We start from the raw sequence: 26,391 nt of genomic DNA, 5'->3' as shown, positions 1-26,391 counted from the left end.
GGAGGCGAGTTACCTGTCCAACAGATGTTCTTGGCGTTCTGCATCTGCTCAATTGATTCAGCGGTGCCGCGGTGAGACGCTGACCCCATGACCCAGTACACGCTGCGACAGCTGGAGTACTTCGTCGCGGTGGCCGAGGCCGGCAGCGTGACTGCGGCTGCGCAGTCCATCCATCTCTCCCAGTCGGCACTGTCGGCCGCGCTGGCGGAGCTGGAGCGCGCCCTCAACGTCCAGCTGCTGATGCGCCACCACGCCCGCGGCGTCACCCTCACCCCGGCGGGGGAGCAGCTGCTGGCCGGCAGTCGGCGCTTGCTGCGCCAGGCATCCGAGCTGGCCGACGAGGCGCGGGGTCTGGGCGCCGACGTGACCGGGACCCTGCACCTGGCGTGCTTCGGCGTGCTGGCGCCGTACCTCCTCCCGGGGCTGCTGGCCGAGGCCGCTGCCCAGCTCCCGCAGCTGGAGATCACCACGTCCGAGGTCGACCTCGGGGCGCTGGTCGACGGCGTCGCCAACGGCCGCTTCGAGATGGCGATCGGCTACGACATCGCGACGGACCCGCGGCTGGAGACGACGGCGCTGTACTCGCTGCCGCCGTACGTCCTGCTGCCGAGGAAGCACCCGCTCGCCAAGCGCAAGAAGGTGCGGCTCTCCGAGCTCGCCGAGGAGCCTCTGGCGCTGCTCGACCTGCCCTACAGCCGGGACTACTTCGCCCAGCTGTTCGACTCGGTCGGCCTGGCGCCGACCGTCCGGTACCGCTCGACCAGCAGCGAGACCTGCCGTGCGCTGGTCGGTCGTGGGTTGGCGTACACGGTGCTGAACGCCCGTCCGCGGGCCGCCAGTCCGGACGTCGATGCGGTGGTGGCCGTCGACATCGACCACGACGTCCCGTCCCTCGACGTCGTGCTGATCAAGGCCGCCGGGGTCCGCCCGACCCGGCGGATGGCCGCCGTCCAGCAGCTGATCGAGGAGCTGGCGACCTCAGGATCGATCGAGTCGATGTTCGGGCACCATTAGATCGTCTCGACAGGGGTGCTGATCGGTTCCTACGCTGCTGAGCATGAACGCCCCAATCGTCGTCGGTGGCCACACCCGGATCCGTCCGTTCAACACTAAGGACACCTACCCCGAGCAGAACCTGGACAACGACTTCTGCCAGGCCGTCGTCGCCGGCAACACGGTCTACGTGCGGGGACAGATCGGGCAGAACCTGGACACGAGCGAGTCGGTCGGCATCGGTGACGTGGAGGCGCAGACCGAGCAGGCGATGGCCAACATCGACATGTTGCTCCGCGAGGCCGGCGCTCGGATGGAGCACCTGGTCAAGCTGACCATCTACATCGTGGACCCGCGCTACCGCGAGACCGTCTACCGCACGATCGGGCGCTGGACCAAGGGCGTGCACCCGATCTCGACCGGCATCGTCGTCTCGGCGCTGGCCCGCCCGGAGTGGCTGGTCGAGGTCGACGCGATCGCCGTCATCTCATGACCTTCTCCGTCCTCGCCACCGACGGCGCCGGCGCCGTCGGGATGGCCGTGACCTCGTCCAGTCCCGCGGTCGCCGCGCGCTGCGTGCATCTCCGCCCTGGTGTCGGTGGCGCCGCGTCGCAGAACGTGACCGACCCGCGCCTGGGCACCGCTCTGCTCGACGCCCTCGAGAAGGGCGCGACCGCTGAGGCGGCGTTGGCCGACGTCGTCGAGGGCCGCGAGCTGATCGAGCACCGCCAGCTCACGGTGCTCGCCCTGGCCGGGGACGCCGCTGCGTTCTCCGGCGCGAAGGCACTCGGCGTGCACCACCACGTCGTCGGCACCAACGTCGTGGCGGCGGGGAACATGCTCGCCGGCACCGCGGTGATCGACGCCGTCGCCGCCGCGTTCGAGGCGTCGACGGGGGAACTGGAGGAACGCCTCCTGGCCGCCCTCGAAGCCGGCCTCGCCGCCGGCGGTGAAGCCGGACCGCTGCACTCGGCCGGCCTGTCGGTCGTGCGCGAGGTCGCGTGGCGCGAGACCGACCTGCGCGTGGACTGGAGCGACACCCCGATCGCGGACCTGCGGGCCCTGCTCGAGGTGTGGCTGCCGCAGCGCGACGACTACGTCACCCGCGGCCTCAACCCCGAGGCCGCGCCGTCCTACGGTGTTCCGGGCGACGAGTGATCTGATGGGCGCCATGAAGGAGTCGGCAGCAGCGACCGTCGCGGGCGACAGCGAGCGGTTGATCCGGCTCTCGGAGCAGCTGCACGCCTACCCCGAGACCGCGTGGGAGGAGCACAACGCCGCCCGCTGGGTCGCGGACACGCTGGCCGAGGCCGGGTTCACCGTGACCCCGGCGTACCTCGGCCTGGAGACGGCTTTCCACGCCACCGTCGGCTCGGGCCCGTTCCGGATCGGGTTGTGCGCGGAGTACGACGCCCTGCCCGGTCTCGGCCACGCCTGCGGGCACAACCTGATCTCCGCGATCAGCGTCGGCGCCGCCCGCGCACTGGCGCCGCTGGCCGACGCCGCCGGCCTGACCATCGACGTGATCGGCACCCCGGCGGAGGAAGGCGGCGGTGGCAAGATCGAGCTGCTCGAGCGCGGCGCCTTCACCGATCTCGACCTGGCGATGATGGCGCACCCGGCGCCGGTCGACGTCGCCGAGGCGGAACCGTTCGCGGTCTCGCACTCCCACATCACCTACCAGGGCAAGGCCTCGCACGCGGCCGCCTACCCCGAGCAGGGCGTCAACGCCGCCGACGCCTTCACCATCGCCCAGGTCGCGATGGGGCTGCTTCGCCAGCAGCTGCCGCACTCGGTCCGGGTGCACGGCATCATGACCAACGGTGGCGAGGCGCCCAACGCGATCCCGGCCCGGACCGAGGGCCGCTGGTACGTCCGTGCCGAGTCCCTCGCTCAGCTCGCCGAGACCGAGGAGCGGGTGTGGCGCTGCTTCGAGGCCGGTGCTCTGGCGACCGGGGCATCGCTCGAGATCACGCCGGAGTCCAAGCCGTACGCCGAGTTCCGGACCGACGCCGCGGCGCTGGCGTCGTACACCCACAACGCGCTGGCGCTCGGTCGCACCTTCGACCCCGGCACCCCGGCCCGTCGGATGAACCGGGCGTCGACCGACATGGGCAACGTCTCCCAGGTCGTGCGTGCCATCCATCCGTACATCGGCATCGGATCGCTGCCGGCGCTCAACCACCAGCCCGAGTTCGCGGCGCACTGCGTCGGCGGGGAGGCCGAGAAGGCGCTGCTGGACGCCGCCACGGCGCTGGCCTGGACGGCCCTCGACATGGCCAGGACCGGAACATCGGAGGATGCTGGACTCTCATGACGCGCAATGAGTCTGACTCACTGGGCCCCCTCGAGGTCCCGGCTGACGTGTACTGGGGCATCCACACCGCGCGTGCGCTGGCGAACTTCCCGATCAGCGGCACGCCGATCGGCGTCCACCGCGACCTGGTCGGTGCGCTCGGCGCGGTCAAGCTCGCTGCGGCGCGGGCCAACCACGAGCTCGGTCTGCTCGACGACCGGCGGTTCGACGCGATCTCGGCGGCCGCCGAGGAGGTCCGGGTCGGGCTCTGGGACGAGCAGTTCGTCGTCGACGTGATCCAGGGCGGCGCCGGCACCTCGACCAACATGAACGCCAACGAGGTGATCGCCAACCGGGCGTTGGAGCTGCTCGGCCTGCCCCGCGGCTCGTACGACGAGATCCACCCGTTGGACCACGTCAACCGCTGCCAGTCCACCAACGACGTCTATCCGACCGCGGTGCGGCTCGCCCTGCTCGACGTGATGGACCGGCTGGCCGAGTCCACGTCGAGGCTGGCCGACGCCTTCGCGGTCAAGGCCGCAGAGTTCCGCACCGTCCCGAAGATCGGGCGGACGCAGCTCCAGGACGCCGTACCGATGACGGTGGGGCAGGAGCTCGGGGCCTTCGCCGCCACCCTGCGCGAGGAGCGGGCGCGGCTGGAGGACTCCCGCTCCCTGCTCTGCGAGATCAACCTCGGTGCCACCGCGATCGGCACCGGCATCACGGCCGACCCCGGCTACCTGCACCGCGTGGTGCCGCACCTGGCGCTGATCACCGGACGCCCGGTGATCGGCGCGACCGACCTGATCGAGGCCACCAGCGACACCGGTGCCTTCGTCCAGGTCTCCGGCGTGCTCAAGCGGATCGTGGTGAAGGCCTCGAAGATCTGCAACGACCTGCGGCTGCTCTCCTCGGGCCCGCAGGCCGGACTGGGTGAGCTGCACCTGCCGCCGCGTCAGGCGGGTTCGAGCATCATGCCGGGCAAGGTCAATCCGGTGATCCCCGAGATGGTCAACCAGGTCGCCTTCTGGGTGATCGGCAACGACCTGACGGTGACGATGGCGGCCGAGGGCGGTCAGCTGCAGCTCAACGCCTTTGAGCCGGTGATCTGCCACGGGCTGCTGCAGGGCTTCGCCTGGGCGGCGCGCGCGTTCGACTCCCTGCGCGAGCTCTGCGTCGACGGGATCACCGTCGATGCGGAGAAGCTCACCGCCGCGACCGCCCGCAACGTCGGCCTAGTCACGGCCCTCACACCGGCACTGGGCTACCAGCGCGCCGCCGAGATCGCCAAGACCGTGCTGGCCGGCGGGGGAGACGTGCGCGCTCTGGCGATGGCGGCCGGGCTCGACGCCGAGACCCTCGACGCGCTGCTGCAGCCCGAGGTGCTGGCCAATCTCAAGCCGCTCGAATGACCGGCGCGGTCCACCTGCGGCGGGCGCGCGACCACATCGACCGGCACTACGCCGAACCGCTCGACCTCGACACCCTCGCGGCCGTGGCGGGGTTGAGCAAGTTCCACTTCCAGCGACGCTTCTCGGCGACGTACGGGGTGACACCGGCCGGTTACCTGTCCCAGCGCCGGGTCGAGCGGGCGCAGGACCTGCTGCGTGCCACGAACCTGACCGTGACCGAGGTCTGCCACGCCGTCGGGTACTCCAGCCTCGGCTCGTTCAGCAGCCGCTTCCGCGACGTGGTGGGGGAGTCCCCCAGCGAGTTCCAGCGGCGCTACGCACGCGGCGCGCCCCACATCCCGGGGTGCTACCTCTTCATGTGGGGCCTGGCCGAGAAGCAACCCGATGCCAGCTCAGCAATCCGGGAGAAGCCAGACGGCGTTGCTTCGCCCTAGCGTCGACGACATGATCACCAACATCTCCCTGGCCTCGATCTTCGTGAAGGACGTCGACGCGTCGAAGGCCTTCTACATCGACGTCCTCGGCTTCGCCGAGCACTCCGACATCACCCTCGGGGACGGCTACCGCTGGTGCACCGTGATGCACCCGAACCAGCCGGAGCTGCAGGTCCACCTCACCCAGCCCGGCCCGCCGTTCACCCCCGACATGGTCGACGCGATCAACCGCTCCCTCGACGAGGGCGGGATGAACGGCCTCGGGATGGCGGTCGACGACTGCCGCAAGACCTTCGAGGAGCTCTCCGCCAAGGGCGTCGTCTTCCTCCAGGAGCCCGCCGAGCGCCCGTACGGCGTCGAGGCGGTGTGCCGGGACAACTCAGGCAACTGGATGGTGCTGGTCGAGCAGCGCGAGTTCACCGGCGAGGACTTCGCCCACGCCTGAGCCCTCGTCAGGCGAGCGCCATCGCTCCCATGCCGAGCATCATCGTGATCCCTGCGCCCCAGCCGACCAGGCTGCGGCGCGGGGTCGCGATCACGGTGGCGACGAGCCAGCCACCCACGGCGAGGACCACCCCGATGAGAACGACGGGACCCCAGGCCGACGGCACCGACGTCATCGGGTGCGATCCCATCTCGTGGCCCGCCATCGCGTGCGGGGCCATCCGGGTGAGCATCGCGACCGTCATCAGCCCGACCAGGGCGGCGCAGGCAAAGGAGTCGATCGCGGTGGCCCGGTGGGTCTCGTCGGCGTGGCGGACCATCGCCACACCGACCAGGCACAGCGCCACCGCGACCGCGGCAGCGATCGTCCACTGACCCATGGCCAGCCCCATCACCGCCATCGCGACGAACATCAGCCCGTGCGCGACGGCCGCGGCGAGCGTGCGCGAGGTCGCCAGCATCAGTGTGGCGCCCAGGAGGCAGATCTGGGTGGCGAGCATCAGCAGTGGCAGGCGGAGGCGTCGGGGTCGCTCGCGCAGTGGCTCTTCGGCGGGCGGGGTGCGTCCAGGGCGGGGTTGCGGTCGAAGAAGCCGGACGGCTTCATCGTGAAGCCGGTGTAGTCGACGGGCATGATCGGCCAGTCCTCCGGGCGCGGGAAGTGTGTCAGCCCGAAGGTGTGCCACACCACGATGTCGGTGCCGTCGATGTCGCGGTCGGCCTTCGACCAGGTGTCGATGCCGGTCAGGCCGGGGTTCTGGTTGACGAAGCGGCCGGACGGGTAGCGCTCCTCCTCCGACTGCGCGGTCACCCACAGGTGCTTGGTGGTGAACGCGGCCCGGCGGGCGATCGACGAGGACGGGTCGGCCAGCAGTGTCGGCTGGCCCTCCGGGTGCAGCGTGTAGCCGACCGGTTGCCCCATCGTGTTGGTCACCGACGGGTTGACGATGTGCCAGGTCCGCCCGACCAGGCCGTCGGCCATCCGGGCGCCCTCGGACTCCGAGTGCAGCCGGGTGGACCGTCGGGTGAACGCGTTCCCGTACGGGTTGTCCGCCGAGACCGGCACCCGCACCGCGTCCACCTCGTCGACCGCGTTGCCGACGCCGTCGATCATCATGTCGAGGCGTGCTGAGAAGAGGTGCTGGTGGAACGGGGCGCCGACGCCGGGGGCGATCTCGCTGGCCCACGGGTACCCCTCGCCGGGGAACGAGGAGGCGAAGACGACACCGGTCGCCTTGCACTCGAGCTCGATCGTGCCGTCGAGGTAGAGGTACCAGTAGAAGCCGTAGTCGTAGTTGCCGACCGTGATGAAGAACGAGATCACCAGGCGCCGCTGGCGCCGCGTTGAACTGGTCCCGTTGTAGGAGTCGGTGTGCTTCCACAGCACGCCGAAGTCCTCCTCGTGCATGCAGATCGCGTTCCCGATCGAGCGCGGACGACCGTCGTCGTCGGCGAGCACGGCGTCGAAGTAGTGGATCTCACCGAGGCAGTCGCACCCGAGCGCGAGGGAGTTGGCCTCCTTGCCGAGCGAGTACTCGCCGGCGTCGAAGTAGTTCTGCCAGAACCGGACCGGCGACGGGTCCCCGTACGGGACGACCATCTCGGCGACCGAGGCGCGGTAGACGATCGGGCGGACGCGGCCACCCTGCGCGGCGTCGGCGAAGCCGATCTGGTGCAGGGTCAGACCCTCGACCTGGTCGAACCCGATCCGGAACTCCCAGTTCTCCCAGCGCACGACGTCGCCGTCGACGGTGAAGCTGGCGCCCTCGGGCTGGGTGATCAGGATCGGCTTCTGCGTGGTCCGCTCCGGCGCGACGCCCGGCCCGACCTCGAAGTCGGCGCGGGCGCCGGGAAGCTCGAAGATGCCGTCGTCGATCAGCTCGACGACGGTGAGGGAGTTGAGGTCGACGTACGCCACGATGCCGTCGATCGGGTGCGCCCAGATGTTGTCCTCGTCGTCGAGCTGGAGGAACGACAGGCAGCGCACGAGACGCCGGCCGTCCTCCCCGTCGATCTCGAAGTGACCGGCCGAGAGTGCCGAGATCCGGATCCGCTCCGGCGTCGTGAGGCCGCGCGCCGCCATCGCCGCGCACCAGGCCTCGTCGGCCCACAGCACCTGCTCGACGAGGACGAACTCCTCGCCCATGATCGGCGGCTGCCCCTCGGCGAGTACGTCGACGAGGCGCTGCTCCACGACCTTCCGGTCATCGAGGGAGACGACGACCTCCGTCACCTCGCCGGTGCCGCGGGAGAGGAGCACCGAGCGGACCCGGCGGTCCCACGCGGTCCCGGGGGACCAGGCGACGACCTCGGCCTTGGCCGGCTCCTCGAGCTGGACGAGCGGGAACCGGGTGGTCGCGCCGATCAGTCCGGCCTCGTCCAGGATGGTGCGGTTGAGCTCGATCTCCTCGGCACTGAGACGGTCGAGCGGGTGCGTGGCGGTGCGAGTGATCATGCGTTGATGCCTTCTTCGGTGGTGCTGGCGGTGCTGAGCGGGGTCGCGGCACGGACCTTGGCGCCGCGGACATAGCCGACGGTGCCGAGGGCGAGGATCACGACGAGGGTGCCGACGGTGTAGAGCTCGAAGGTGCCGCGGTGGACTCCCCAGTAGTCGTAGAACGGGTAGTCGACGCCGAAGAGCGGCTCGAGCGTGCCCGGGAAGACGGCGACCCAGGAGCCGAGCGCGATCCAGGCGAAGCAGACGGCGCCCATGGCGACGAACACCCGGTCGGAGACCGGCACCCGGAACGGGCGGGGGCGGTCGAGCTGGACGAACCGCAGTTTGACCGCGGCGGGGATGACCAGCAGGTAGGAGAACAGGAACGTGGTGATCGAGATCAGCAGCACCACGCCGAAGATCGCGGCGGCGTCGCCGGTGATCTGCATCGCGGCGAGCAGGAAGACGGTCGCGGTCACGCCGGAGAGCAGGTTGACCCGGACCGGGGTGCTGAGCCGGGCGTTGAAGACACCGAAGAACCCGCCGAAGAACGCTCCGTCGGCGGCGGCGATGGCCTGCATCCGGTCGGAGATGATCATCCAGGAAGCGCCCTGCGCCATCAGCACGAAGACCAGCGAGAGCGAGAGCAGCTTGAGCATCACGTCGGCGGCGCCGCCGTACACGCTGAACACCGTGGTGGTGGCGCTGAGGAAGCCGTCGATGCCGTCGATCTCGTCGGACGGGACGACCAGCAGGATCGAGAAGATCGGCGCCAGGTAGCACAGGGCCGCGATGCCGGCCGAGCGCAGGATGCCGAACGGGACGTCACGCGAGGGGTTCTTCATCTCGCCGGCGGCGGAGTTGCCGGACTCGAATCCGAGGTAGGCGAAGAGCAGGATCGGGATGGCGCCGAGGAAGCCGATCAGCGTCGGGGAGAAGTCACCGGCCGAGAGCGAGACGAAGCCGTGCTTGGCGCCGTAGATCGCGACGGTGCCGACGAAGAAGAGCAGGATGAAGACCTTGAGGATCGCGCCGGCGGTCGGCAGCCACTTGCCGTAGCGCAGGCTGACGATCGCCGCCAGGACGGTGATCCAGACGAAGCTCAGCTTGAACACGTAGTCGGTGACCGAGCCTTCGGGGATCGGGCTGAAGTGCTCGTTCCACGCTGCCGTGGCGAGGAAGACGACCGAGCCGCCGACCCAGATCGGCTGCGTCACCCAGGACAGCAGCGCGGCGATCGCGCCGGCGCCGCGGCCGAACGCGTCGCGGACCCAGGTGTAGGCGCCGCCCTCCTCGGTGAACGCGGCGCCCGTCTCGGCGAAGATCAGGCCGTAGGGCACCAGGAAGAAGACCGCCAGGACGAGGGTCCAGGTGAACGCCTCGGCGCCGTAGTCGGAGACCGCGCCGAGGGTCTCCAGCCCGACGATCGCGGAGATGAGCAGGAAGACGATGTCGAACCGGCCCAGGGACTTGTGGAGCTTGGACTCCTGCTCCTGGGCGAGTGCGGTGGGTGTTGTAGACATTCGGATTCCTCTGTTCTTTGCGATTGGTCGCAAGGAATGTGATCAGGGTCATGTCATCGCACTCGAAATTCGCGGTAACCGCAATGTTTCGGGGGACTCGATTCTTTGATGCTCAGCATAGATAATTCCGCTGTGGCTCGACCCAAGGACCAGACAAGCAGGCGTCAGGAGCTCGTCCGTGCGGCGTCGCGCGCCATCGTGGCGACCGGTGTGGCGGGGCTGCGGATCCGTGATGTGGCTGCGGAGGTGGGGCTCTCGGCCGGCTCGGTGAGCTACTACTACCGCAGCCTCGACGACCTGCTCCTCGATGTCCATGCCGATGCGTTGCGCCGCTTCTACGCGGTCCGCCGGGAGGCGATCGAGCCGTTGGACGACCCGCTGGCCCAGCTGGCCGAGCTGGTCGCGCGGGGGACACCGGAGTCGGTCGACGACCTGCTCTGCCGGGTGCTCTACGAACTGCACGTCCATGCCGCCCGCAACGCGGCGCACGCGGCACTGCTGAGTGCGTTGTGGGAGCAGGAGGTCTCGCTCTACGAGGTCGTCCTGGTGCGCGGGGTGGAACGGGGTGTGTTCACGGTGCGCTCGAGCCCGCGGCTGGTCGCCGAGACCATCGTGGCTCTGGAGGACGCCGTGGGGTTGCACGTGGTCGGGCGCAACAGCCGGGTCGATCCTGGGCACGCCCGCGACCTGGTGCGGGGCCTGGTGGAGCGCGAGGTCGACCGGAGCATCGATCGGGTCGACCTGCACCCCATCGATCGAGTCGATCCAAGGTGACCATTTTCTGTGCTGGACAGATGGTCGGGCTGACCCGAAGGTGGGGCGCATGAGCGAGCGCAGCAGTGCCGAGTGGACCGCCCTGGCCGAGACCTTCGAGGTCCCGACCCTGGCGTGGATCGGCGGGCCTGTCGCGGCCCGGTCCGGGGCGACCCGGACGACCCTCGACCCGGCCACCGGGCTCGTGCTGGCCGAGGTCGCCGAGTGCGACGCGGAGGACGTCGACCTGGCGGTCGCCCGCGCCCGCGCGGCGTTCGTGGACGGCGCGTGGGCGCTGGCGCACCCGCGCGACCGGGCAGCGGTGCTGCAGCGCTGGGCGGACCTGATCCTCGCGCACGTCGAGGAGCTCGCGCTGCTCGACAGCCGGGACGGCGGCAAGCGGATCGCCGACACGATGGCGATCGACGTGCCCGGCTCGGCGGCGATCCTGCGCTGGTACGCCGAGAGCCTGGACAAGATCTACGGCGAGGTCGCGCCGACCGGCCCCGACGACCTGGCGATCGTGACCCGCGAGCCTCTCGGGGTCATCGCTGCCGTGGTCCCGTGGAACTACCCGCTCGAGATGGCGATCTGGAAGCTCGCACCGGCGATCGCGGCCGGCAACAGCGTCGTGCTCAAGCCCGCCGAGGAGTCGCCGCTCTCCGCGTTGCGCCTGGCCGAGCTGGCCGCCGAGGCCGGCCTGCCCGAGGGTGTCCTCTCGGTGGTGCCCGGCGCCGGGCCGGTCGTGGGGCAGGCACTGGGCCGCCACCACGACGTCGACGCCGTCACGTTCACCGGGTCGACGGCGGTCGGCCAGCTCTTCCAGACCTACGCGGGTGAGTCGAACATGAAGCAGGTCTGGCTCGAGGCGGGCGGCAAGAGTGCCGTCGTCGTCCTCGACGACGTCCGCGACCTCGATGTCGTCGCTGACGGCATCGTCGCGGGCATCTTCACCAACGCCGGGCAGGTCTGCTCCGCCACCTCGCGCCTGGTGGTGCAGCGCGGCGTCGCCGACGAGCTGATCGCGCTGGTCGTGAAGCGTGCCGGCGACATCGTCGTCGGGGACCCGCTCGACCCGGCCACCCAGATGGGGCCGCTGGTGAGCGAACGTCAGGCCCAGCAGGTGCTTGCCCTGATGGAGCAGGGCGCCGGCGAGGCGACGTACGTGCACGGCGGCGGCGTCATGCCCGGTGCGCCGACCGGCTGTTACGTCCGGCCGCAGGTGCTGGTCGACGTCCCGGCCGACGCGGCGATCGCGCGGACGGAGGTCTTCGGGCCGGTCCTCACGGTGCACACCGTCGACACCGAGGACGAGGCGATCGAGCTGGCCAACAGCACGCCGTACGCGCTGGCAGCGGGACTGTGGACCGACGACCTGCGGCGCGCCCACCGGGTCTCGCGCCGACTGCGCGCCGGCACCGTCTCGGTGAACTGCGTCGACGCGCTCGACATCTCGACGCCGTTCGGCGGGTTCGGCCTGTCCGGTTACGGACGCGACCTGTCGCTGCACGCTTTGGACAAGTTCACCGGGCTGAAGACGACCTGGTTCCACCACGCCTGATCGTTCGACCGACCCACCCTGCGGTGGGTGTGTTCGCCCCACCCTGCGCTCCACGAGGGTGAGCCCATGGCTGACTCCGGTGCTACCGCCAAGGCCGCCGCGGCGGGCTCAGGCATCGTCCTGCTGACGCTCGCGTCGGGACAGTTCCTGATGACGCTGGACAGCTCCGTCATGAACGTCTCGATCGCCCAGGTCGCCGCCGACATCGGCACCACCATCACCGGCGTGCAGACCGCGATCACGCTCTACACCCTCGTGATGGCCACGACGATGATCACCGGCGGCAAGATCGGCACCATGATCGGGCGCCGCAAGGCGTTCTCGATCGGCTGCGTGATCTACGGGGCGGGGTCGCTGACCACCGCGCTGGCGCCGAACCTGACCGTGCTGATCATCGGCTGGTCGGTCCTCGAGGGTCTCGGAGCGGCCCTGATCATGCCGGCGATCGTGGCGCTGGTGGCGATGAACTTCGAGACCTCGCAGCGGCCCCGCGCCTACGGTCTGGTCGCGTCGGCGGGCGCGATCGCGGTCGCGGCCGGCCCCTTGATCGGCGGCCTGGTGACGACGTACTGGACGTGGCGGCTGGTCTTCGCCGGTGAGGTGATCGTCGTGATCGCGATCCTCGCGCTGACCAAGCGGATCCACGACGACGGGGCGGCGGCGGTGCGGCCGCGGCTCGACTACGTCGGCATCGTGCTCTCCGCGCTCGGTCTCGGGCTCGCCGTCTTCGGCGTGCTGCGCTCGGGCGACTGGGGTTGGGTCCAGCCCAAACCCGGTGCTCCCGACCTGTGGGGGATCTCGGTGACGCTCTGGATGATCGTCGGGGGACTGCTGATCGTGCGGGCGTTCGTCTGGTGGGAGTCCTGGATGACCGCCCACGGCAAGGAACCCCTGATCGATCTCGCTCGGCTGCGCAACCCGCAGCTCGTCGGCGGCCTGGTGATGTTCCTGTTCCAGTTCCTGCTGCAGGCGGGCCTCTTCTTCACCATCCCGCTCTACCTCTCCGTCGCGCTCGGGCTGAGCGCGCTCGACACCGGCATCCGGCTGCTGCCGCTCTCGATCACGCTGCTGCTCGCCGCGGTCGGGGTGCCCCGGATGTGGCCGCACGCCTCGCCGCGTCGCGTCGTCGCGATCGGCCTCGCCGCCCTCCTGGCGGGCATCCTGTCGCTGATCGCCGCGCTCGAGCTGGGTGCGGGGGCCGAGGTCGTCACCGTCCCGCTGCTGCTGGCCGGACTCGGCGTCGGGGCGCTCGCCTCCCAGCTCGGCGCGATCACCGTGTCGTCGGTGCCGGACCACCTGAGCGGGGAGGTCGGCGGCCTGCAGAACACGTTCACCAACCTCGGCGCTTCCTTGGGTACGGCGTTGGCCGGCTCGGTCCTGATCGGGGCTCTGACCTCGAGCTTCCTGCTGGGCATCCAGGCGAACGAGGCGATCCCCGACGACCTCGTCGATCAGGCGCAGACCGAGCTGGTCGGCGGCATCCCGTTCGTCTCGGACAAGGACCTGCGGATCGGCCTCGAGGACGCGGGTCTGCCGTCCGACCAGGTCGATGCGATCGTCGAGGAGAACGAGAGCGCGCGGCTCGACGGGTTGCGGTCCAGCCTGGCGATCCTCGCGGTGATCGCCTGCCTGGCGATCTTCCTGACCCGGTTGCTGCCGACCAGACCGGCGAGCCGGCCCGACGTCGTCTGACCCCGCACACGAGGCGGGAGCGAGGTCAGGGGATCGGGTCGGGGGAGTTCTTGTCGACGTACATCTGGGCGTCGGCGGCAGCGATCAGGGTGTCCTGATCGGTCGGGGTCGGTGCCCAAGCTGTGCCGATGCTGGCGTCGAGGTTCCAGTGCGCGCCGTCGAGCTCGATCGGTCGCTCGAACGCCGCACGGACCCGGCGCTTCAGGTCGGCCGAGGCAGCCTCGATGTCCGCGTCCAGGGGGTGCAGGGCTGCGACCACGAACTCGTCGCCGCCGGTGCGAGCCACCATCTCGTCCGGCAGGAGGGCGCCGCGCATCAGGCCTGCACTGGTCGCCAATGCCAGGTCGCCGGCCCGGTGCCCGGCGGTGTCGTTGAGCTTCTTGAACCCGTCGAGGTCGATCACCGCGACGAGCAGCTGGTAGCCGGGCGTCATGGAGGCGCGGGCCAGGTCGTCCTCGAGGATGGTGCGGTTGCGCAGGCCCGTCAGTGCGTCATGGGTGGCAGCCCAGGAGAGGTGCTCGCTGGTGGCCAGCAGCTCCTCGTACATCAGGGCGTTCTCCACGGCGGTGGAGGCGTGCTGGGCGAAGAGCGTGAGCAGCTCCTCCTGCTCGGCACTCGGCATCTTGCCGCTCAGCGGGCTGTCGACCCCGAGCATCCCGATCTCCTCGCCTGAACGGCCGATCAGCGGGGCGAACATCATCGCGTCCGGGTCCCAGTCGTCCGGGGCGACCGGGGTCGGGCCGTCGGGGCGCCAGCTCGGGATGTCGTTGACCTCGGGGAACCGGTCGCTCGCGACGAAGCGCAGCAGCCCGCGCTGCTCCGAGACGGCGAGCAGACGTTCGCGCTGCCCGGCGGTGATCGAGGTGCCGAGGAGGGTCTCGCGGGCGCCGTCGTCGCCGTGCACGGCGACGGTCTTCATGCTGCCGTCCGGTTGGCGCAGCTTGACGGCGGCTATCTGGAACCCGGTGGCGATGCTCACGCCCTGCGTGATCGCCTCCAGCTTCGCGGTCAGGTCGAGGCCGGCATGCACCCGCTGGGTGGCGCCGAGAACCGCCCGAATGGTCTGCGCCTGGGTCCGTTCGGGGGAGGACTCGGGCGCCATGTCGACCAGCGTAGGCCCGCGAAGCCGTGGGGACGGTCACATCAGGACCAAGGTCGTGTCGCCCGCGATTCCCGCCTCCGGGAGCGCCGGAACGTGCTAGGCCGGAGCCGCGGGGGTCCTTGCGCGACGGTAGGTGTTGCGACCGGACTGCTTCGCCTCGTAGAGGGCGGCGTCGGCTCGGGTGAGCGCCGAGTCCAGGTCGAGGCCGGCGCCGAGCCCGACGGCACCGATGCTGACCGTGACCGGATGGTCCGGGTCCGAGGAGGCCCGACGGGCCGAGGCGCTGACCCGACGGAGGAGGTCGGCCGCCACGACGTCGGTGTCGGCGTCGCGCACCCCGTTCATCAGCACGATGAACTCGTCGCCACCCATCCGCGCGACGACGTCGTCGCGGCGCAGCCGACGCCGGATCCCGTCGACGACCGCGACCAGGATCTGGTCGCCCCGGGCGTGCCCGTAGGTGTCGTTGTGGTGCTTGAAGTTGTCGAGGTCGAACAGGAAGAGCGCCCCGTCCGGGCCGGTGCGCGCGTCGAAGGCGTCGGTGAAGGCCCGCCGGGTCAGGGCGCCGGTGAGGGAGTCGTGGTCGGCGTGGTGCTGGAGCTGGCTGTTCTCACGCTGCAGGGTCGTGATGTGCCCGGTGACGACGTCCCAGGTGGCCACCGCTCCGACGAACGTGCCCTCCGGGGTGACCAGGGCGTCGACCCACAGCTCGAGCGTCTCCTCGCCGAGGGTGATCAGCGTCGACCGGGTGGCCCCGTCGGGCGAGCTCGCCTCGTCCGGGTGCCGCCATGGCAGGTCGACGAGCGTGTCGAGCGGGGTGCCAACCATCTCGGAGACCGGGCGGGGCAGGTGGTCCTGCAGCGCGGTGAGCTTCTCGATCGAGGCCCGGTTCAGGTAGCGCACGATCATCTGCTCGTCGGTGACCACCTTGGGCACCGGCGAGTGCTCGAGGGCGGCGAAGAGGAGGTCACGCAAGGAGTCGGGCAGTGAGCCGGGCGAGGTGCCGGGGTGGTCCACTCAGCTCTCCGGGCCGTAGGTGCCGAACTCGGGGGTCCCGACGGACTCGAGGGTGTGCACCGACAGACCCCCCGGGGTCATCTGGTGGCCGACCAGCCGCATCCCGGCCGGAGCGCCTCCGTCCGGGAAGAGCCGGCGTCCCTGCCCGACCACGACGGGCGCGACCACCAGCCGCACCACGTCGACCAGACCGGCGGCCAGCAGGGACTGGGCCAGCCGGGCGCTGCCGTGGACCTGGAGCTCGCGACCCGGCTGCTGCTTCAGGGCCGCGACCTGGGCCGCGACGTCGCCGGACAGGACCGTCGTCGGGTCCCAGCTGCCCTCGTGGAGCGAGTCGGAGGCGACGTACTTGGGGAGGCTGTTCATGATGCCGCCGAACGGGTGGTCGGTCATCTGCGGCCAGTCGCGGGCGAAGTTGAGGTACGTCCGGCTGCCGAGCAGCAGCGCGTCGGCCGAGGCCAGCCAGCCGCCGACGATCGCCAGGAACTCCTCGTCGACGTACGGCACGAACCAGCCGCCCCGGGTGAAGCCGTCGCTGGTGTCCTCATCGGGTGCTCCCGGTCCCTGGGAGACACCGTCCAGGGAGACGAACTCCTGCACCACCAACCGCATCACTCACCCGCTTCCGAAATCGCGTCTAGGTCACGTCGGTGGGGAGCACGACCACGACGTTGCCGACCCTACGTCCACTGTCGACGTACGCGTACGCCTCTTGGAGATTCTCGAAGGCAAAGATCCGATCGATCACGGCCTGGTCGATGGTCCGCGTTCAGCGGCGGTAGGCGAGCTCGAGCACCTGGAGGAGTCGGTCCGACCCGGCCGCCGCCTCGAGCGGCTCGGCGCCGTACGTGCCGAGCACCAGGTCGAGGCCGTTGATGTGGGGCGACAACGCGATGTGGGGGAAGAGCAGCAGCAGCATCGCCAGCAGTGCGTCCGTGTCCGCGCCGTCGCGGAACTGGCCGTTGGCACTGGCGAGCTCGATCAGCGGAGCCATCATCCCGCGGTACTCGTCGGCGGCACTGGACCGGACCGCCTCGCGGGCGAGGCGGTCCGGCTCCAGGTTCGCCGCGGCCGTGAGGGCGAGGTCGACCGGGTGCTCGAAGAAGTACGCCACCCAGTGCTCGTTGAGCGCGCGGATGCTGCCGAAGAAGTCAGCGTCCCAGGGCAGGTCGGCGGCGATCGTCTCCATGTGCCCGCGGACCCGGACGCTCGCGAGCGAGGCCACGTAGGCGAACAGGTCGACCTTGTCGTCGAAGTACTGGAAGAGGCTCCCCTTCGCGACGCCGGCCTCGGCCGCGATCGTGTTGAGGCTGCCCTGGCTGAAACCTCGGGTCGCGAACTCGTGCTCGGCCGCGGCGGTCACGGCCTCGCGGCGGGCAGGGGCGAGACGCTCCCAGGTTCCAGTCGGCACGGACGGAGCCTAGACGGCCGGCTCCGCGAGCGGCTGGACCTCCGGCAACACCCAGGTGCCGTCGAAGAAGGCCACCCGCGGTCGGTAGGCCCGGACCAGGAAGTTCCAGCCCTTCGGCACCGGGATGCTGTTCGGCAGCACCGGCTCCCCGGTCACGAAGCGGACGACCACGGACCCGTCCGGCTCGGGGGTCGCGGTGATGCTGTTGATCGTGTAGCTGTCGTACGGGTTCTTCTCGAAGAAGCCCTCGGCGTTGTACACCGAGATCGACCAGAAGGCGTCGGCAGGGACGTCGCGCATCGTGATCTCCGCGTCGCCGTCGACCTTCGGGGTGACGCCGACGTAGGCCGCCTCGCTGCTGGGCAGTCCACCCCAGCCGGCCGCGGTCCCGATCAGGTGCCGGATCGGGTCGACGTCCCACCGGTTGCCGAAGGTGCGGTCGAAACCGCGCAGCTCGGCGGCCAGCGCCAGGAGTGCCGACCGGGTGTTGTTGAACGACTCGGCGTCGTACTCCGGGCTGGCGAAGGGGTGGGAGCTCGAGGCCTCGAGCACGATCTGGTCCTGAAGGGCGCCCACCGCGGCGACGTCGTCGGCGTCGTTCGGGTCGACCAGGATCCGGACGGCCACCAGGGCGTACGCGGTGCCGATGGTCTCGGTCCGCACCTGGTGCGTGCCGGCGTCGTGCAGGATCGTCGTGACGAAGTGGTCGTTGTTGACCACCATCGCCGAGAGGTAGCGGCCCTGGGTGTCCGGCAGGGTGAGCGCGAAGCCGTTGCTGGCATCGACGATCGCGAAGCTGTAGAGCGTGTCCCGGTTGAGCCGGATCACGGTCTGCTCATCGATCGATGCCGGCGTGCTGTTGTGCCGGAACTGGTTGATGCCCCCGGCACCGAGCTGGATGTCGTTGAACATCCGGTCGGTCTCGGCGCGGACGAAGTTGTCGGTGTTGACGTGCGTGCTCATGCGCTTCTCCTCAGCATCCACGCTTCTCGAACGTTTCCACCGACGAGTATGTCGACGTGGGCAAGTACTCGCCCATGACGGCCTTCTCGTCGCCGGGCTTCGACGTGTTCTGCACCGCGTGGGTGAAGCGCTTCGAGGGCAGCATGTTCCGGATCAGGATCAGGTCGTCGTCAGGGTGTCCCGCACCGTCACCACGGCGCGGGGCCTCGACCCAGGTGACCCCGCACCGGCGGACGGCGTTGCTGGGCCGGTCGGCGGCACTGCTGATCACGATCGTGTAGCGGCCCTTGCGGTTGGTGACCACGTCCTCGTCGTTGACGCAGTCCTGGACGCGGGTGGTCGCCATCGACTCGTTGGTGCACAGCGACCAGTACCGCATGTCCACCTTCGCGGTCATCCGCTTCTCCCGGTGCAGCGTGCTCGGGGTCACCGGCAGGGTGCCCCGCAGGGTGAGGACGGGACCGTGGCTGCGGCTGGCCTGGGTGCTGACGTACTTGTTGTCGATGTTGGCGTACTGCTGGTTGATCCGCTCCGGGTTCCCCGAGCACTGGTCGAAGTAGGTGCACTGGATCCCGAAGTTGGTGTTGTAGTACGCGATCCAGCGCGGGTCCTTGAGCGCCGGGAACGTGGCGGGCTTTCCGGGCTGGTCCCGCAGGGCGCGGTACATCGGCATCGGCAGGACGGCCACGGCCGGCTTGGTGCGCGAGGCCTCCAGGGCGGTGCAGGCCTTGGTGCCGCGCAGCACGGTGCCGTCGGCCAGGGTGAGGCGCGGCTGGGGGAGACCGGCGCCGCCGGCGATGCCGCGTCCCCGGTCCGGCAGGTAGACGCGGTACAGCAGGACCTGGGTGTCCTGCCCGGCGACGCCGGCGTAGAGGGTGTTGCGTCGACGCGGGGTCGTCGGGACCTGAGCGGCGGAGACCCGCACCGTGTAGGAGCGGTGCTTCTCGCCGTCGCGCCGGGCGCCGGGTTTGAACGGGTTGCGCGATCCCTTGTCGGGCCGGGTGCTGACGTCGTTGAGGGCGTCGACCGGCGCGTTGGTCGAGACGTCGTAGGAGTTGAGGGACTGGTACCGGGCGTGCGCGAACCGGCCGACCAGGTCGAGCTTGGCGCCGGCCGGGATCGAGAACGAGGCGGCCCAGTACATCGCGCCGGAGTCCGGGAACGCGTAGTTGTCGTCGGTCTCGTCGGCTGTGAAAGTGTGCAGCCACAAGCAGTTCCCCGGTGCCGGGGTCCGGTTCGCGGTGGTGGGCGCGGTCGTTGGCGGGGCGGTGGTCGCGGAGGTGGTTGCGGAGGCGCTGCCGAGAGGGAGTACGGCGGCGAGGGTGGCGGTGGTCAGTCCAGCCAGCGCTGCGTTGAGCCAGGTGGTTCGCATGATTCGTTTCCTTGGTCGTTCGGTGGTGGTCAGTGGGTGGAGGCGAGGTCGGTCGCCCGGGTGCGGTTGCTCAGCGTCATCACGCCGTCCTCGATCCGACGGTGGCGCAGCGTGATCAGGTCGCTCGGATAGCTCATCCCCAGCCGCCACGGCTTGTGGCTGCCGGCCCGGGGGAGTCGGTCGAGGGCGCGCAGGACGTAGCCGGCGGAGAAGTCCATCAACGGGGTGGTCTCTAGGTCCGGGTCGTCGTTGACCGGGACCGCGATCTCGTGCCCGGTCAGGTCGAGCTGGCGCAGCAGCCGGACGACGTACTCGGCGACGAGGTCGGCCTTCAGCGTCCACGACGAGTTGGTGTAGCCGACCGTGAAGGCGAAGTTCGGGACGCCGCTGAGCATCATCCCCTTGTAGGCGATCGTCTCGGAGATGGTCACGGGCTCGCCGTCGACGGTGAGCTCGAGCCCGCCGAACGCCATCAGGTTGAGACCTGTCGCGGTGACGACGATGTCGGCGTCGAGGTGCTCGCCCGACACCAGGCGGATCCCGGTCTCGTCGAACCGGTCGATCCGTGCGGTCACGATCTCGGCCTCGCCGCTGGAGAGGGCGTTGAAGAGGTCGTTGTCCGGCACCGCGCAGAGCCGCTGGTCCCACGGGTCGTAGGTCGGCGTGAAGTGGCTGTCGAGGTCGTACCCGGCGGGCAGGGCCCGGGCCTGCGAGGCCCGGATGAACCGCCGCGCGGCGCGCGGGAACCTCTGGCAGAACGTGTAGACGCCCCACTGCTTGCCGACGTTCTTCCACCGGGCGGCGGCGTAGCCGAGGCGGTCGCCCAGGACCCGGTGCAGGGCGACGGCGATCCGGTCGGTCGAGGGCAGGTTCATCACGTACGTCGGCGAGCGCTGCAGCATCGTCACGTGCGCGGCCTCCTTCACCATCGCCGGGACCAGTGTCACGGCGGTGGCGCCGGAGCCGATCACGACGACCCGCTTGCCGGTGTGGTCGAGCTCGGTCGGCCAGGCCTGCGGGTGGACGACGGTCCCGGCGAAGTCGTCGATCCCCTCGAAGTGCGGGGTGAAGCCGGCGGCGTGGTCGTAGTAGCCGGCACAGGACCAGAGGAACGCGCAGGTCACCTGCTGCTCCCGGCCGCCGGTTTCGAGGGTCACGGTCCACCGGGCGCGGGTGCTGGACCACGAGGCGGCGACGACCCGGGTGTTGAACCTGATGTGGCGGTCGATCCCGGCCTCGTAGGCGGCACCCCGGATGTAGTCGCGGATCGCTGGACCGTCGGCGATCGACTTCGCCTCCGTCCAGGGCCGGAACCGGTAGCCGAGCGTGTGCATGTCCGAGTCGGAGCGGATCCCGGGGTAGCGGAACAGGTCCCAGGTGCCTCCGATCTCGGCGCGTGACTCGACGATCAGGTAGGACCAGGTCGGCAGGCCCGTCGCGAGATGGTGCGCGGCGCCGATCCCGGACAGGCCGGCACCGACGATCAGGACGTCGACGTGCGGAACGGGTGCGTCGTGTGGCGTGGTCATGGATCCCCTCCTCATGTGACCTGTGGTCATATGACCGCTGGTCACATTAGGCTGACGTGATCCAGAACACAAGACCCGAGGAGTCCCATGACGCCCGATTCCCTGTTCGTGGTGCCCCGTCGCCCCGATCTCGAAGTGCGTGAGCTGCGTCCGAGGGCAGCCGCGCACGCCGGCCCGCCGCTGCTCTTCGTCCACGGCCTCGGCCACGGGGCCTGGTGCTGGGGCCCGTGGATGCACCGGGCTGCGGCGACCGGATGGTCGTCGTACGCCGTGTCCCTGCGCGGGCACGCCGGCAGCGCCGGCAACGTGCGACGGGCGCGACTGGCCGACTACGTCGACGACGTCACGGCCGTCATCGACGCCCTCGACGAGCCGCCCGTCCTGGTCGGCCACTCGATGGGTGGCCTGATCGTCCAGCGGGTGATGGCGCGCCGAGCCGTGCACGCGGGGGTCCTGGTCGCCTCGATCGGTCCGCGTCCGGCGATCGGGTCCTTCCTGTCGGTCCTGCGGGCGCACCCGGGCGACGCCCTGGCGATGAGCGTGGGCCGCACCCTGCCGATGCGGACGGGCTACCTGTTCGAGCGGCTCGGTCCCGGGGAGGCCGGGTACTGGGCGGGCCAGTGCGGTCCGGAGTCGCCGTGGGTCCAGCTCCAGCTGCTGTTCCACCGTCCGCCGGAGCGGCCGATCAACCGGGCGCCGGTCCTCGTGCTCGGGGCGCGGCGGGACCGGTTGGTGCCGATCGCCGACCTGCGTCGGACGGCCGAGTACTACGACGCCGAGCTGCGCGAGTTCGACCGTGCCGGGCACAACCTGATGCTGGACACGGATTGGGAGCAGCCGCTGGACGCGCTGGTGGGCTGGGCCGCCAAGCTGCGCCCGGTGGCCCTAGGTCGCGGAAGTGCGGTGTCTCACGCCTCCATCTCGAGGTCCAGGTCGCCCGACTCAGCCCAGGCGCCGTTGGCCACCCAGCGCCGGACGTCGGCGATCGTCGAGCGCTGAGCCTCCCTGCGGGTCTCGAGGGAGACGTCCATCGGCTGGGCGTGGAAGAACTTCACGTCGGTGATGCCTGCGAGCCCGAAGATCGAGCGCAGGTAGCTCTCCACGAAGTTCAGCGGGGCCAGGTGCTCCTGGGAGTAGTCACCGCCGCTGGAGGCGACCACCACCATCTGCTTGCCGTGCACCAGCGGTTCCGGCACCCCGGCGGCGTTGTACTGGAAGAGGTAGCCGGGTTGGACGATCGCGTCGATGTAGTACTTGAGTGCGTACGGGATGCCGAAGTTCCACATCGGCACCGTCAGGAGGTAGAGGTCGGCGGCGAGGAAGTTCTGGATCGCCCCCTCGATCTCCGCCCAGGACCCGCGGGCGTCCTCGTCGATCGGTTGCCCGGTCATCAGCGCGTACTTGGTCTTGATGTTCACCCCGGCGACGGCGGGGAGGTCGGCGCGGAAGAGATCGAGCGTCTCGATCTCCAACCCGTCGTAGTGGTTCTCGAGGGCTTCGAGCAGGGCGGCCGAGATCCGGCCGGTGTTGGAGGCGAGGCCCCGTGGTGTGGCGACGATGTGCAAGAGCCGTGTGCGCACGTGATGTCCCTTCGCGTGTCCCGAAAAGCACGCTCTCCCATGGCGCCCGGCGGCGCAACGTGTCACTCGCGAGTCAACCTAGAACCGGTTCTTGTCGGGTGACATCATCGGAATTTGGGCTGTTGTGTGTGACGCCGGCGTTACGTTTCCCGCAGCATCTCGGCCAGACGTGATGTCGTGCGCCAGTTGCGCAGCGTCAACGACGCGTAGGCGGGCGAGCCGACGACCTTGTTGACCCGCGATCGAGAGGCCAGCGCGGCGATCCGCCGGTGGTAGAAGGCGCGCTCGCCGAAGGTGACCACGTCGACCTCCGGATGCGTCGGGACGTGCGGCGAGACGTCGTCGGCCGCGATGCCGATGAAGAAGGCGACGTCGTACCGGTAGGTCTCCGGGTCGTCACCGAACCCGGCCGGTGCTTCGGCGACCACCTGCTCGTAGGCGGCCTCGTCCAGGACCAGCACCCGGATCAGCGCACTGTCGAGCTCGAACGCGGTGGGCAGCCGAGTCTCGATCCAGTCGGCGACCTGGGCGGCGGTGTCGTCGGACTCGAGCACCACGTTGCCGCTCTGGATGTAGGTCCGGACCGCGGAGTAGCGCTCCGACAGCACGGCGGCGAGCGCGGCCATCGGCACCTTGTTCTTGCCGCCGACGTTGATGCCGCGGAGCAGGACGACGTACCTCATCTCGCTCAATCTACGCACGCGGCCCGACCGGGAGCCGCACAATCGCTGCCATGGCTCCCTCCCGCTCGCAGCGCATCTCCACCGCGATCGCCGGTGTTGCCGTCGTCGGTGTCGCCGCGGTCGTCCTGGTCAGCCGGATCACCGGGCCCCCGTCCTCCAACCCGCACGCGAAGGTCCTCGCCGACCACACGCCGGTGAACTCGAGCAACCAGCAGTGGAAGAGGATCGAGTACCACGGGGTCACCGTCGACATCCCTCGGAACTGGATCCCCCTGGACACCGGCAACTGCGAGTTCGCCCACGAGCGGTGGGCGCTCGCCAGCAGCGATCCGTGCGAGTACGACGGCGGGCTGATCTTCTACGGTGCCACGACCGCGGACCCGGCCACCGGCCCGGGCGTCACCGCGATCCCGCCCGGCGGCGGTGAGCCGGCCTGGGGTGGCTGGGTCGGGGCCACCGGAACCGACTGGGACGTCTATGCCTCCGACGACGACCGCGACGTGGTGCGCCGGATCCTGGGGTCGGTCCGGCCCTGACTCACGTTCGGGCTCACGTCCGCGGGTCGTGCGACGCGTCGGCGTACATCCGCCCGCACCGGTGGGTGGTGAGGGCGCGAGGCCGCAGCTCGTAGTGCCACGGCTCGTTGCGGTAGGTCCGGCACAGCCCGTACCGAGCGCCGTGCCGAGCGAGCCATCGCTGCGCATCGCGGTAACCGACGTCGATCGCGTCACCGGTCTCGTGCCGCGACGTGCCCGGTCGCGCGACCCAGCGAGCGGCCTCGGCCCGCGAGCCGTACTTCGCCACCGCCTCGCGCCACAGCCGCTGCTGGTGCCGGTGCGAGCGCCATCCGCTGGTCACCCGGATCGTGACGCCCTTACTACGTGCTGCCTTCGTCGCCGACTGCAGGGCCTGGCGCAGGGCTGGGTCGAGCTTGGTGATCTTCATCGGCTGCTTGGCCGCTGCCGCCGAGGCCGGTGCCGTCGGGCCGGTGAGGCCGGCGAGCAACGCGACGGTCAGGACGACCGTGGCTGCGACGGAGACCGGCAGGCGCATGTCCCTATCTGACCACACCCCGGAGAGGCGTTCAGTCGTCGCGGACCCGGCCGCGCAGCGACTTGGTCCGCCCGGCGAGCTTCTTGGACTCGACCCGCCGGCGCTGCGAGGCCCGGCTCGGTTTCGTGGGGCGACGTGGGGGAGGCGGCGGTGCCAGTGCTTCGCGCAGCAGGGCGACGAGCCGGTCCCGCGCGGCACCGCGGTTGCGCAGCTGGGAGCGGTGCTCGGACGCCGTCACGACGACGTAGCCCTGGGTGAGGGAGGTCGAGAGCACCCGGACCAGCCGGGCGCGCTGGGCTTCGCTGAACGCGGTCGAGGTGCCGGGGGAGAAGCGCAGCTCGACCCGGGAGTCGGCGGTGTTGACCGACTGACCGCCCGGCCCGGGGGATCGGGAGAACCGCTCGAGCAGCTCGCTCGCCGGGATCGTGGTGCCGGCCGGCAGGCCGGGGCCGGGCGGGACGACGAGGTCCGGCTGACTCATGCCTCGCGCCTCAGGCCACGGCTCGGGTGGCGAGCCCGGCGAGGAGGAGGTCGAGGCCGAGCTCGAAGGCCCGATCGGCCCGCGTGCGCCCCGAGTCGGCGGCGAGGATCGCCTGCTGCAGCTCGGGGGTCCGGGCGTGCTCGGCGTTCCACACCTCGTCGGGCGCGACCAGGTCGAGGGCCGAGCCGATCACGAAGCTGTCCACCACCGTGATCACGTCGAGCAACCGCTCGGTCGAGACCCCGGCCGTGGTGAGGATCCGGGCGAGGTCGTCGTAGATCCGCATGGCGTCCGGTGCGGAGACGGTCTGGGCGGTGAGGAAGGGCACCAGGCGGGGATGGGCGGCGAAGGCGTCGCGGTAGTGGCGCAGCAGGTCCCGGACCTGCGACTCCCACGGGGTGCCGGCGTCGTCGGGCACCGCGGGCATCGACTCGAAGACCAGTGCCCGCATCGCCTCGACGATCTGGGCCTTGCCCGACGCGTGGTTGTAGAGCGAGGACGGACGCACGTCGAGCTTCGTCGCGACCTGCGCGATCGTGAACTCGCCGTGGGCGTCGACGAGCGCGAGTGCTGCGGCCGCGATCCCCTCGACCGAGAGCAGCGGTGTCGTCGGTCGTCCCATGACCATCTCCTTGCGTCGGGCCGCCATCCTACTGTAAAACGAATGCCGTTCGTTTAATGGGCGCGAGCCCACGTCGAGAAGGAACCCACCATGCAGGTCATCACCGCAGCCGGCCTCCCGTCCCCTGCGCGCGTCGAGGAGCCGACGCGTGGCACCGTCCGCGTCGGGCTCGTCCAGCACGCCTGGCGCGAGGACCACGAGGCGCTGGTCGCCGTCCTCGACGAGGGGATCGCCGCTGCGGCCGCGGCCGGGGCGCAGATCGTCTTCCTGCCCGAGCTCACGCTGTCGCGCTACCCGGCGTTCGAGGAGCCGACCGGCGTGCCCGCCGATCTCGCCGAGGACCTGGCCACCGGCCCGACGGTCGCCTTCGCGGCCGCCGCCGCGCGCAAGCACGGAGTCCACGTGCACGCCTCGCTCTACGAGAAGGCCGACCCCGAGGCCACCGGCGACGGGCTCGGCTTCAACACCGCGGTCCTGGTCGGCCCGACCGGCGAGCTGCTCGCCCGCACCCGCAAGACCCACATCCCGGTCACCGAGGGCTACGTCGAGGACAAGTACTTCCGGCCGGGCCCGGCCGCCGACGCCTACCCCGTCCACGCCGTCGACACGCTCGACCTCCAGCTGGGCATGCCGACCTGCTGGGACGAGTGGTTCCCCGAGGTCGCCCGGCTCTACGCCCTGGGCGGCGCCGACCTGCTGGCCTACCCGACCGCGATCGGCTCCGAGCCCGACCACCCGGACTTCGACACCCAGCCGCTGTGGCAGCAGACGATCACCGGGCACGCCATTGCCAACGGGCTCTTCCTGGTGGTGCCGAACCGCACGGGTGACGAGGGTCGGATCCAGTTCTACGGCTCGTCCTTCATCGTCGACCCCTACGGCCGGGTCCTCGCCCAGGCGCCGCGGGACGAGGAGGCGGTCCTGGTCGCCGACCTCGATCTCGACCAGCGCCGCGACTGGCTGACGCTCTTCCCGTTCCTGAGCACCCGTCGCCCGGACAGCTACGCGGGCCTGCTGTGAGCGCCGGTACGCCGAC

28 protein-coding genes are annotated in these 26,391 nt (G+C 70.3%); 13 read left to right on the top strand and 15 right to left on the bottom strand.

The window, feature by feature from the left end:
* Positions 1–87 precede the first annotated feature (87 nt).
* The 7 genes from ACZ5J1_RS09215 to ACZ5J1_RS09185 are packed head-to-tail and all read left to right on the top strand — an operon-like array spanning position 88 to position 5,580.
* On the top strand, positions 88–1,014 hold the full coding sequence (locus tag ACZ5J1_RS09215; protein ID WP_464564589.1) for a LysR family transcriptional regulator: 927 nt from the start codon (positions 88–90) through the stop codon (positions 1,012–1,014).
* A gap of 43 nt (positions 1,015–1,057) precedes the next feature.
* Positions 1,058–1,486: a RidA family protein gene (locus tag ACZ5J1_RS09210; protein ID WP_464564588.1), complete on the top strand. Its 429-nt coding sequence runs from the start codon at positions 1,058–1,060 to the stop codon at positions 1,484–1,486.
* Positions 1,483–2,151, top strand: coding sequence for a DUF1028 domain-containing protein (locus tag ACZ5J1_RS09205; RefSeq protein ID WP_464564586.1), 669 nt, complete (start codon positions 1,483–1,485; stop codon positions 2,149–2,151). The genes ACZ5J1_RS09210 and ACZ5J1_RS09205 overlap by 4 nt, the downstream gene beginning before the upstream one ends.
* Positions 2,152–2,155: 4 nt before the next feature.
* On the top strand, positions 2,156–3,310 hold the full coding sequence (locus ACZ5J1_RS09200; protein WP_464564584.1) for a M20 family metallopeptidase: 1,155 nt from the start codon (positions 2,156–2,158) through the stop codon (positions 3,308–3,310).
* A complete protein-coding gene (locus tag ACZ5J1_RS09195) occupies positions 3,307–4,701 on the top strand; it encodes an aspartate ammonia-lyase (protein ID WP_464564582.1) in 1,395 nt (464 codons plus the stop codon). The genes ACZ5J1_RS09200 and ACZ5J1_RS09195 overlap by 4 nt, the downstream gene beginning before the upstream one ends.
* Positions 4,698–5,135, top strand: coding sequence for a helix-turn-helix domain-containing protein (locus tag ACZ5J1_RS09190; RefSeq protein WP_464564580.1), 438 nt, complete (start codon positions 4,698–4,700; stop codon positions 5,133–5,135). The genes ACZ5J1_RS09195 and ACZ5J1_RS09190 overlap by 4 nt, the downstream gene beginning before the upstream one ends.
* 10 nt (positions 5,136–5,145) lie before the next feature.
* Positions 5,146–5,580, top strand: coding sequence for a VOC family protein (locus ACZ5J1_RS09185; RefSeq protein WP_464564578.1), 435 nt, complete (start codon positions 5,146–5,148; stop codon positions 5,578–5,580).
* 7 nt (positions 5,581–5,587) lie between these two features.
* Here ACZ5J1_RS09185 and ACZ5J1_RS09180 read toward each other — a convergent pair whose 3' ends face one another.
* Genes ACZ5J1_RS09180 through ACZ5J1_RS09170 form a run of 3 tightly spaced genes read right to left on the bottom strand, consistent with a single transcriptional unit; the run spans position 5,588 to position 9,536 of the window.
* Positions 5,588–6,079 carry a hypothetical protein gene (locus ACZ5J1_RS09180; protein ID WP_464564576.1) on the bottom strand — a complete coding sequence of 164 codons (492 nt, stop codon included), beginning with the start codon at positions 6,077–6,079 and terminating at the stop codon, positions 5,588–5,590.
* Entirely contained in the window at positions 6,079–8,031 is a 1,953-nt protein-coding gene (locus ACZ5J1_RS09175; RefSeq protein WP_464564574.1) for a primary-amine oxidase, read from the bottom strand. Before ACZ5J1_RS09175 ends, ACZ5J1_RS09180 begins: the two co-directional genes overlap by 1 nt.
* Positions 8,028–9,536 (bottom strand): APC family permease, encoded by a 1,509-nt coding sequence (locus ACZ5J1_RS09170; protein WP_464564572.1) that lies wholly within the window; start codon positions 9,534–9,536, stop codon positions 8,028–8,030. Before ACZ5J1_RS09170 ends, ACZ5J1_RS09175 begins: the two co-directional genes overlap by 4 nt.
* A gap of 132 nt (positions 9,537–9,668) precedes the next feature.
* On the opposite strand from ACZ5J1_RS09170, the gene ACZ5J1_RS09165 reads away from it, so the two are divergent.
* The 3 genes from ACZ5J1_RS09165 (at position 9,669) to ACZ5J1_RS09155 (ending at position 13,542) form a co-directional block, all read left to right on the top strand.
* Positions 9,669–10,310, top strand: coding sequence for a TetR/AcrR family transcriptional regulator (locus ACZ5J1_RS09165; protein WP_464564570.1), 642 nt, complete (start codon positions 9,669–9,671; stop codon positions 10,308–10,310).
* 49 nt (positions 10,311–10,359) lie between these two features.
* Positions 10,360–11,850: an aldehyde dehydrogenase gene (locus ACZ5J1_RS09160; protein WP_464564568.1), complete on the top strand. Its 1,491-nt coding sequence runs from the start codon at positions 10,360–10,362 to the stop codon at positions 11,848–11,850.
* 66 nt (positions 11,851–11,916) lie between these two features.
* Entirely contained in the window at positions 11,917–13,542 is a 1,626-nt protein-coding gene (locus ACZ5J1_RS09155) for an MFS transporter (protein WP_464564566.1), read from the top strand.
* A gap of 25 nt (positions 13,543–13,567) precedes the next feature.
* On the opposite strand, the gene ACZ5J1_RS09150 is transcribed toward ACZ5J1_RS09155, so the two are convergent.
* From ACZ5J1_RS09150 to ACZ5J1_RS09120, 7 genes are all read right to left on the bottom strand, one after another.
* Entirely contained in the window at positions 13,568–14,644 is a 1,077-nt protein-coding gene (locus tag ACZ5J1_RS09150) for a sensor domain-containing diguanylate cyclase (RefSeq protein WP_464564564.1), read from the bottom strand.
* Positions 14,645–14,740: 96 nt separating this feature from the next.
* A complete protein-coding gene (locus tag ACZ5J1_RS09145; protein WP_464564562.1) occupies positions 14,741–15,661 on the bottom strand; it encodes a GGDEF domain-containing protein in 921 nt (306 codons plus the stop codon).
* On the bottom strand, positions 15,662–16,273 hold the full coding sequence (locus ACZ5J1_RS09140) for a dihydrofolate reductase family protein (protein WP_464564560.1): 612 nt from the start codon (positions 16,271–16,273) through the stop codon (positions 15,662–15,664). It abuts the gene before it with no gap.
* A 157-nt stretch (positions 16,274–16,430) separates the two neighbouring features.
* A complete protein-coding gene (locus tag ACZ5J1_RS09135) occupies positions 16,431–17,072 on the bottom strand; it encodes a TetR/AcrR family transcriptional regulator (protein ID WP_464564559.1) in 642 nt (213 codons plus the stop codon).
* Positions 17,073–17,081: 9 nt separating this feature from the next.
* A complete protein-coding gene (locus ACZ5J1_RS09130) occupies positions 17,082–18,035 on the bottom strand; it encodes a DUF1214 domain-containing protein (RefSeq protein ID WP_464564557.1) in 954 nt (317 codons plus the stop codon).
* A 10-nt stretch (positions 18,036–18,045) separates the two neighbouring features.
* The gene (locus tag ACZ5J1_RS09125) at positions 18,046–19,407 is read right to left on the bottom strand and encodes a hypothetical protein (RefSeq protein WP_464564555.1); all 1,362 of its coding nucleotides are present in this window, start codon (positions 19,405–19,407) and stop codon (positions 18,046–18,048) included.
* Between the two features lie 29 nt (positions 19,408–19,436).
* Entirely contained in the window at positions 19,437–20,936 is a 1,500-nt protein-coding gene (locus ACZ5J1_RS09120) for a flavin-containing monooxygenase (protein WP_464564553.1), read from the bottom strand.
* Positions 20,937–21,023: 87 nt separating this feature from the next.
* On the opposite strand from ACZ5J1_RS09120, the gene ACZ5J1_RS09115 reads away from it, so the two are divergent.
* Entirely contained in the window at positions 21,024–21,935 is a 912-nt protein-coding gene (locus ACZ5J1_RS09115) for an alpha/beta hydrolase (protein ID WP_464564552.1), read from the top strand.
* On the opposite strand, the gene ACZ5J1_RS09110 is transcribed toward ACZ5J1_RS09115, so the two are convergent.
* Together ACZ5J1_RS09110 and ACZ5J1_RS09105 are read right to left on the bottom strand one after the other, a co-directional pair.
* A complete protein-coding gene (locus ACZ5J1_RS09110; protein WP_464564550.1) occupies positions 21,845–22,516 on the bottom strand; it encodes an FMN-dependent NADH-azoreductase in 672 nt (223 codons plus the stop codon). The two genes, ACZ5J1_RS09115 and ACZ5J1_RS09110, sit on opposite strands and share 91 nt — an antisense overlap.
* Before the next feature lie 140 nt (positions 22,517–22,656).
* Positions 22,657–23,199, bottom strand: coding sequence for a DUF1697 domain-containing protein (locus tag ACZ5J1_RS09105; protein ID WP_464564548.1), 543 nt, complete (start codon positions 23,197–23,199; stop codon positions 22,657–22,659).
* A gap of 50 nt (positions 23,200–23,249) precedes the next feature.
* Between ACZ5J1_RS09105 and ACZ5J1_RS09100 the strand changes: the two genes are divergently transcribed.
* The gene (locus ACZ5J1_RS09100) at positions 23,250–23,735 is read left to right on the top strand and encodes a hypothetical protein (protein WP_464564546.1); all 486 of its coding nucleotides are present in this window, start codon (positions 23,250–23,252) and stop codon (positions 23,733–23,735) included.
* 13 nt (positions 23,736–23,748) lie between these two features.
* Here the strand turns inward: ACZ5J1_RS09100 and ACZ5J1_RS09095 are convergent, their stop codons facing one another.
* Genes ACZ5J1_RS09095 through ACZ5J1_RS09085 form a run of 3 tightly spaced genes read right to left on the bottom strand, consistent with a single transcriptional unit; the run spans position 23,749 to position 25,355 of the window.
* Entirely contained in the window at positions 23,749–24,252 is a 504-nt protein-coding gene (locus ACZ5J1_RS09095; RefSeq protein WP_464564544.1) for a M15 family metallopeptidase, read from the bottom strand.
* 31 nt (positions 24,253–24,283) lie between these two features.
* A complete protein-coding gene (arfB, locus tag ACZ5J1_RS09090; RefSeq protein WP_464564542.1) occupies positions 24,284–24,733 on the bottom strand; it encodes an alternative ribosome rescue aminoacyl-tRNA hydrolase ArfB in 450 nt (149 codons plus the stop codon).
* Positions 24,734–24,743: 10 nt separating this feature from the next.
* Positions 24,744–25,355, bottom strand: coding sequence for a TetR/AcrR family transcriptional regulator (locus ACZ5J1_RS09085; protein WP_464564540.1), 612 nt, complete (start codon positions 25,353–25,355; stop codon positions 24,744–24,746).
* A gap of 90 nt (positions 25,356–25,445) precedes the next feature.
* On the opposite strand from ACZ5J1_RS09085, the gene ACZ5J1_RS09080 reads away from it, so the two are divergent.
* The gene (locus tag ACZ5J1_RS09080) at positions 25,446–26,375 is read left to right on the top strand and encodes a nitrilase-related carbon-nitrogen hydrolase (protein WP_464564539.1); all 930 of its coding nucleotides are present in this window, start codon (positions 25,446–25,448) and stop codon (positions 26,373–26,375) included.
* The last annotated feature ends 16 nt before the right edge of the window (positions 26,376–26,391 follow it).

Source organism: Nocardioides sp. JCM 18999 (genome assembly GCF_055391175.1).
The sequence above is the reverse complement of the archived record's forward strand: the minus strand, read 5'-3'. Positions and strand labels throughout refer to the sequence as shown.

Bases quoted from the DNA above. Each gene is read 5' to 3' on its own strand.
- ACZ5J1_RS09215 (WP_464564589.1), top strand. From the start codon at position 88: ATGACCCAGTACACGCTGCGACAGCTGGAGTACTTCGTCGCGGTGGCC.
- ACZ5J1_RS09210 (WP_464564588.1), top strand. From the start codon at position 1,058: ATGAACGCCCCAATCGTCGTCGGTGGCCACACCCGGATCCGTCCGTTC.
- ACZ5J1_RS09205 (WP_464564586.1), top strand. From the start codon at position 1,483: ATGACCTTCTCCGTCCTCGCCACCGACGGCGCCGGCGCCGTCGGGATG.
- ACZ5J1_RS09200 (WP_464564584.1), top strand. From the start codon at position 2,156: ATGGGCGCCATGAAGGAGTCGGCAGCAGCGACCGTCGCGGGCGACAGC.
- ACZ5J1_RS09195 (WP_464564582.1), top strand. From the start codon at position 3,307: ATGACGCGCAATGAGTCTGACTCACTGGGCCCCCTCGAGGTCCCGGCT.
- ACZ5J1_RS09190 (WP_464564580.1), top strand. From the start codon at position 4,698: ATGACCGGCGCGGTCCACCTGCGGCGGGCGCGCGACCACATCGACCGG.
- ACZ5J1_RS09185 (WP_464564578.1), top strand. From the start codon at position 5,146: ATGATCACCAACATCTCCCTGGCCTCGATCTTCGTGAAGGACGTCGAC.
- ACZ5J1_RS09180 (WP_464564576.1), bottom strand. From the start codon at position 6,079: ATGCTCGCCACCCAGATCTGCCTCCTGGGCGCCACACTGATGCTGGCG.
- ACZ5J1_RS09175 (WP_464564574.1), bottom strand. From the start codon at position 8,031: ATGATCACTCGCACCGCCACGCACCCGCTCGACCGTCTCAGTGCCGAG.
- ACZ5J1_RS09170 (WP_464564572.1), bottom strand. From the start codon at position 9,536: ATGTCTACAACACCCACCGCACTCGCCCAGGAGCAGGAGTCCAAGCTC.
- ACZ5J1_RS09160 (WP_464564568.1), top strand. From the start codon at position 10,360: ATGAGCGAGCGCAGCAGTGCCGAGTGGACCGCCCTGGCCGAGACCTTC.
- ACZ5J1_RS09155 (WP_464564566.1), top strand. From the start codon at position 11,917: ATGGCTGACTCCGGTGCTACCGCCAAGGCCGCCGCGGCGGGCTCAGGC.
- ACZ5J1_RS09150 (WP_464564564.1), bottom strand. From the start codon at position 14,644: ATGGCGCCCGAGTCCTCCCCCGAACGGACCCAGGCGCAGACCATTCGG.
- ACZ5J1_RS09140 (WP_464564560.1), bottom strand. From the start codon at position 16,273: ATGCGGTTGGTGGTGCAGGAGTTCGTCTCCCTGGACGGTGTCTCCCAG.
- ACZ5J1_RS09130 (WP_464564557.1), bottom strand. From the start codon at position 18,035: ATGAGCACGCACGTCAACACCGACAACTTCGTCCGCGCCGAGACCGAC.
- ACZ5J1_RS09125 (WP_464564555.1), bottom strand. From the start codon at position 19,407: ATGCGAACCACCTGGCTCAACGCAGCGCTGGCTGGACTGACCACCGCC.
- ACZ5J1_RS09120 (WP_464564553.1), bottom strand. From the start codon at position 20,936: ATGACCACGCCACACGACGCACCCGTTCCGCACGTCGACGTCCTGATC.
- ACZ5J1_RS09115 (WP_464564552.1), top strand. From the start codon at position 21,024: ATGACGCCCGATTCCCTGTTCGTGGTGCCCCGTCGCCCCGATCTCGAA.
- ACZ5J1_RS09105 (WP_464564548.1), bottom strand. From the start codon at position 23,199: ATGAGGTACGTCGTCCTGCTCCGCGGCATCAACGTCGGCGGCAAGAAC.
- ACZ5J1_RS09100 (WP_464564546.1), top strand. From the start codon at position 23,250: ATGGCTCCCTCCCGCTCGCAGCGCATCTCCACCGCGATCGCCGGTGTT.
- ACZ5J1_RS09095 (WP_464564544.1), bottom strand. From the start codon at position 24,252: ATGCGCCTGCCGGTCTCCGTCGCAGCCACGGTCGTCCTGACCGTCGCG.
- arfB (WP_464564542.1), bottom strand. From the start codon at position 24,733: ATGAGTCAGCCGGACCTCGTCGTCCCGCCCGGCCCCGGCCTGCCGGCC.
- ACZ5J1_RS09085 (WP_464564540.1), bottom strand. From the start codon at position 25,355: ATGGGACGACCGACGACACCGCTGCTCTCGGTCGAGGGGATCGCGGCC.
- ACZ5J1_RS09080 (WP_464564539.1), top strand. From the start codon at position 25,446: ATGCAGGTCATCACCGCAGCCGGCCTCCCGTCCCCTGCGCGCGTCGAG.